The sequence below is a fragment of the Prevotella rectalis genome, from assembly GCF_900607215.1.
Classification (GTDB): Bacteria; Bacteroidota; Bacteroidia; order Bacteroidales; family Bacteroidaceae; genus Prevotella; species Prevotella brunnea.
The window spans coordinates 108,173-113,370 of the sequence record NZ_LR027819.1; the positions used below are offsets into that span (position 1 = coordinate 108,173).

The 5,198-nt window shown below is 40.3% G+C and carries 3 protein-coding genes and 1 pseudogene; 2 read left to right on the forward strand and 2 right to left on the reverse strand.

Going from position 1 to position 5,198, the window contains the following annotated elements:
* Window positions 1–33: 33 nt before the first annotated feature.
* Together E0E16_RS00575 and E0E16_RS00580 are read left to right on the forward strand one after the other, a co-directional pair.
* A complete protein-coding gene (locus E0E16_RS00575; protein ID WP_165444167.1) occupies window positions 34–813 on the forward strand; it encodes a GLPGLI family protein in 780 nt (259 codons plus the stop codon).
* Complete coding sequence (locus E0E16_RS00580) at window positions 810–3,350, forward strand: hypothetical protein (RefSeq protein WP_130828380.1); 2,541 nt, start codon at window positions 810–812, stop codon at window positions 3,348–3,350. The genes E0E16_RS00575 and E0E16_RS00580 overlap by 4 nt, the downstream gene beginning before the upstream one ends.
* Window positions 3,351–3,600: 250 nt before the next feature.
* On the opposite strand, the gene E0E16_RS00585 is transcribed toward E0E16_RS00580, so the two are convergent.
* Window positions 3,601–4,842, reverse strand: coding sequence for a site-specific integrase (locus E0E16_RS00585; protein WP_181951306.1), 1,242 nt, complete (start codon window positions 4,840–4,842; stop codon window positions 3,601–3,603).
* A gap of 122 nt (window positions 4,843–4,964) precedes the next feature.
* A pseudogene (locus E0E16_RS14870) lies at window positions 4,965–5,198 on the reverse strand (transposase); the annotation flags it as partial.

A 5,198-nucleotide genomic window follows, 5' to 3' on the forward strand; every position in this document is an offset into this window, starting at 1 on the left:
AGATACAAAATAATACTCATATTTTTAGCTGCCGTGTTTAAACTAAGCTCTATTTGTGGACAAACAGACACGGCTACGCTAAAAATTAGTTATAAAGCAGCATTTAAGTCTTGTGTAGAACGTCCGCAGCTGTTCGATGATATGATATTATTGGTTGGAAAGCACAGCAGCAGTTTCTATTCTGCCACTAACATAACACAACAGCAGACATTAGACAGTGTGGTACAAACCACGGGCGGAAATCTTTCTCAGGTTCTAGCAGCAAGTTCCAAGATGAGAGCAAGTTCTAAATTAGGACAACACTATGTAGTATTGAAGAACTATCCCATAGCAAACAAACTTACTTATACCACAGAACTTGTGGGGAATACAGCCTTTAAGTATGAGGAGGCTATGCCAACGTTAGACTGGGAACTTTTAGATGGCGACAGCATCATTGCCGAATATAGTTGCAACAAGGCAAGAACGGCTTTTCGTGGCAGAGTATGGACAGTATGGTATACACCCGACCTTACCATAAGTGAAGGACCTTGGAAACTATGTGGATTACCGGGACTGATACTGAAAGCAGTTTCTGACAATGCCGAATATACTTTTGAATGCACAGGCATACAAAAAGGACATGGAGAAAAGATTGCTATTGCTAAGAAAAACTTTATAGATACAAATGCAGCCGACTTACAGAAACTCGAAGTTCTTACTGCTACCGACCCACAGGAAGCTATCATCAGACTCAAAGGTGTGCGTGGCAGCGGTAACATAAAGAAAAGAAAGTTGACTCCTTTGTTGATAGAAGATTTGAACAAGAAATGAAGCAAGCATTTCTCATATGGTTAATTCTCTTGTCTGCCATCACGGCAAAAGGTCAAATACTTACAGGGCAGATTGTATCTACACAAAACACATCTGTTGAGCGTGCTGCCGTGTTTTTGAAAAACGGGAAACAAACCATAGCTTACACTTTTTCAAGCCCTAATGGTAGCTTTTCCATTGATGCCAAAGGAAAAGAGTTTCGCATAATAGAGGTAAGAAAGATGGGCTACGAAACAATTTCTTTGTTCATATCTGATTTCAAGAATGGGCAACATATTGTATTGCAAGAGAAAACAAACGAACTGAAAGAGGTGGTAGTGAAGTCGCAGAAGGTACGCCAAGAAGGCGATACGCTTAACTACCTTGTCAATTCTTTTAAAACTAAGCAAGACAGAACCATAGCCGATGTATTAAAAAAAATGCCAGGAATAGCCATTAACGAAGATGGATCCATAGAATATCAAGGCAAGAAAATCAATAAGTTCTATATTGAAGGAATGGATTTACTTGGTGGAAAATATACACAAGCATCAGAAAACATTGATGTGAACAAAGTAAAGAAAATACAAGTCTTCGAGCGTCATCAACCAATCAAAGCATTGAAAAACACCAGTTTCAGTGAGCAAGCTGCACTGAATATCGTTTTGGGAGATAGCGCAAAGAACGTATGGACACATACCATAGACCTTGCTGTTGGTATGGCAATGGACAGGAAGTCTGACTTCCTCTATAACAATAGGCTTTTTTCTATGTTCTTCTCGCGAAAAGTGCAAAGTATCAGCATGTATAAAAACAACAACACAGGTAAGAGTATTGGACAGGAAGTGTCGCCAATGGCTGCCTATTTAGACGACTCTGCTCCCACAGACGGCGGAATTCTCGCCAATATTTCATTGCCAGCACCCGATATAGAAACTGCTAGAAGCCGATTTAACCAAACACACCTGTTTGCTACAAATTGGCTTTTCAAGACAAAAGGCAACAACGACTTGCGAATACAGTTGGATGCAATGGTAGACAAAACTATACAAAGGCGAACAACTTCAACCATCTATACAATGGCAGGTAGCAAGGCAATCATGGAAGACGTGTCGGCACAAAGCCATCACAACGCACTCAATGCAGAGGTGCTGTACAAGCAAAATACGGATAAGCAATACCTTACCAATGATTTGCGAGGATATATAGACTTCGACCAAAGCGATGGTACATCGCTATTGAATGGTAGAAATACTCGCCAATATGTAAAGCCACGTCAACGCTATCTCACCGACAAACTTTCCTTCATCCGAAATCTTAACGGTAAACATTCTATTTCAGCGAATGCCTATCTCTCATTAAATTATGCACCAGATTTGCTGTTGCTGTCAAATGAAACTACCGAACGATTGGAAAAACATAGCATATTGGGCGGATTTAATACTTATTGGGGACATAAAGTGGGCAAATTTCATCTGAACTACGATTTTGGAACAGATGCAAAATTACAACGAATGAACATCGAATATGATAGCATAAGTGCGAAACGAAGATATAGTGAATGGAGGAGTTTCGTTCGTCCTACATTCAGTTACAAGTCGAACAATATTCATCTCACAGCCAGTACACCGCTTTACTGGACAGAACGATATTACGGAAGTCAGCATAAAAGCACGCTTACCATAGAACCACATTTATATATATCTGCCATGCCTACACCATCGTTAACGCTTATGGGTATCTATAACTATGCGTGGCGACCTAATGAGTTTTCCTCAACGATAGACATTCCTTTGTTTACAGACTATATAACGATGCGACAAGGTTACGGGAAACTCGACTATACGCTGTCGCATTTTTTTAGAACCTCTGTAGAATATAAAGACGTGTTGAAAGGCTTCTTTGTCAATATAGGCTATAGCTTTACCAATATGCGAAACCAACGTATGTATTCGCAACGTGTTATAAACAACTCTTATCAGACGTTTGCAACAGATTTTACAGCAAATAGTACCACACATGGTATAGATGGACGAATGAGTGAAAGTTGGAACATTGCACATTTGACAACTATCCTTGGCTGTTCCTACAATTGGAGCAACTATAAGATGCTTATTGGAAATAGTTTTGTACCTTTCCAAACGCAATCTGCTAATATCTCTCTTTCCTTTTCGTTGCAACCTATTGAGTGGTTCTCCATAGAGGAGAAGAGTGTTTATAGTTATATAAGGCAACTATCAAAGGGTAATGCAGCATTCAATATTGAACCCTTGCGTTCTTTCAGTCATCAGTTGAAGTGCTTTCTTATGCCTGGTAATTTCCAAATAGAGTGGAACAATGAGTTGTACCATAGCAACGACCATTCAGTCTCGTTCACATACTTTGCCGACATATCCGTATATTATCGTCGTAAACGTTACGAAATAGGACTTGTCTGCAATAATCTTCTGGGCAAGAATAAATACATCCGACAGCAAATAACCGACACTCAACAAATATATACAGCTACACAATTAAGAAGTAGAGATGTTTTGTTGAAAATGATGCTATCACTGTAATAAACAGGGCATCCTGTTATTATTTATAAATAATTTAAAATCAGGTATAAGTGACAAAAAGAGACCTAAAACCTCTTATATCCCTTTATCTACAAGGCGAATGAGCCTTTAAACCCAAATCGGTCATTAGGATTTCTCTTTGCCGTACGACACAGAGAAATCCTAATGACCGATTTGGGTTTAAGCGGAAGTAGGATAGTTCTTTCTTATTCGTTGTCTTCATCTTCTTATTTGGTTTTAATGGTTGCATTTATTGCCAGCTATTCTCCCCGATACCCATAGCCGTATTGAACTTGCCTAGCTTGTCAGCAAACTGCTCCATGTCATGTTCAATCTTCTTATTGGTAATACGGGCATAGATTTGCGTTGTTCGGATATTGGTATAACCTAGCATTTTAGAGACACTCTCTATCGAAACTCCCTTGCTCAGTGACATTGTCGCAAAGGTATGTCGAGCTAGGTGGAAAGTCAAGTTCTTCTTGATACCACATATATCTGCAATCTCTTTGAGGTATGAATTGGTCTTCTGATTGCTAAGGATAGGGAAGAGCTTGCCATCACGATAAATTTGGTGGCTATATTTACTGATAATGCGCTTAGGGATGTCGAGGAGCAGCACATTGGTCTCCACGCTTGTCTTTTGTCGCTTAGTCATAACCCACTCTTTGCCACCAAGCATCACGATATTGTCGGGTGTAAGATTAGCTACATCAATGTAGGCTAAACCTGTAAAGCAGGAAAAGATGAAGATGTCTCGTACCAGCTCCAATCTCGGGATATTCAACTCCCTGTTGACAATCTGTAAGACCTCTTCATCAGTCAAGAACCCTCTATTCACTGACTCTAAGTGAAATCGGAAGTTGACAAAAGGGTCGTGATGTAGTACGCCTAACTTTTGCCCCAAAATGACGACAGTCTTGAAGGTCTTCATCGTTTTAGTGGCTGTATTAGGATTTTGCCCCACCACTGTGCGTAGGTATAGGTCAAAATCATGTATAATCATATAGGTTAGCTCCGTGAGCTTGAGGTCTCGGCGTCTGAGTTTATCTTTTAGAAACTCAGAAAAGCGTCTTTTGCAGACCTTATACTTTTGAAGAGTGGGCGCAGTGACTGAGATGCCAACTCGAGCTGCAACATCTTCATTGTGTTTGTCAAAGAGTTGCATAATGGTATCTATATCTTGTTTTTTGCCAAGATGTTCTGACTTGATACGCTCTAACGAAAGCTCATCTGTCATTTCTAACTTGCGAAAGATGGCTTGTAAACCACTTTGGATGTTATCCAGTTGCAAGTTCGTATTCAGAGCTTCGGTGTGACGCCCTTTTACTCGCTCTTTTTTGCGATCCCATTGGGACTGCACGATGGTGATGCCAGTGGAGCCTAGAGACATCCGCTCATTGTTGAGATAGATGTGTAGCATTACTGGCGTTTTTCCTTCCTTGTTCACATAGTTGCTGCGAAGGTAGAATGCTGTTCTGAAAATTGATTGCATACATTGTCTGTTTTTATTGTAGCCAAGCATAGAAAGTTTGCGACCGGAAAAAGCTGGTACTGTCCTTAAAAGTGTGTAATTCATCTTTCCTTTCTCTGTACTTCCACTGTTATTTTATTCTTTTATTTCCAGTTTTTGAATTGATATATTCTCCTTTCATATGTCGTCTTTGTTTCCTCCATCGCCACGGCTGCCAGGAGGAAGATGACAGACTTCTCTGATGGCATGGATGTTCTCATTTGGATGGTTCTCCTGTACTTCCTGTTGAGCCTTTCAATCCAGTTGGTCGTATATACGCACCTCTGCACTTGAGCCGGGAAGTCCATATACGTGAAGTAGGCACTGTTGCGTTCGGC

Coding starts and splice junctions, on each gene's coding strand:
- E0E16_RS00580 (WP_130828380.1), top strand. CDS start 810: ATGAAGCAAGCATTTCTCATATGGTTAATTCTCTTGTCTGCCATCACG.
- E0E16_RS00585 (WP_181951306.1), bottom strand. CDS start 4,842: ATGCAATCAATTTTCAGAACAGCATTCTACCTTCGCAGCAACTATGTG.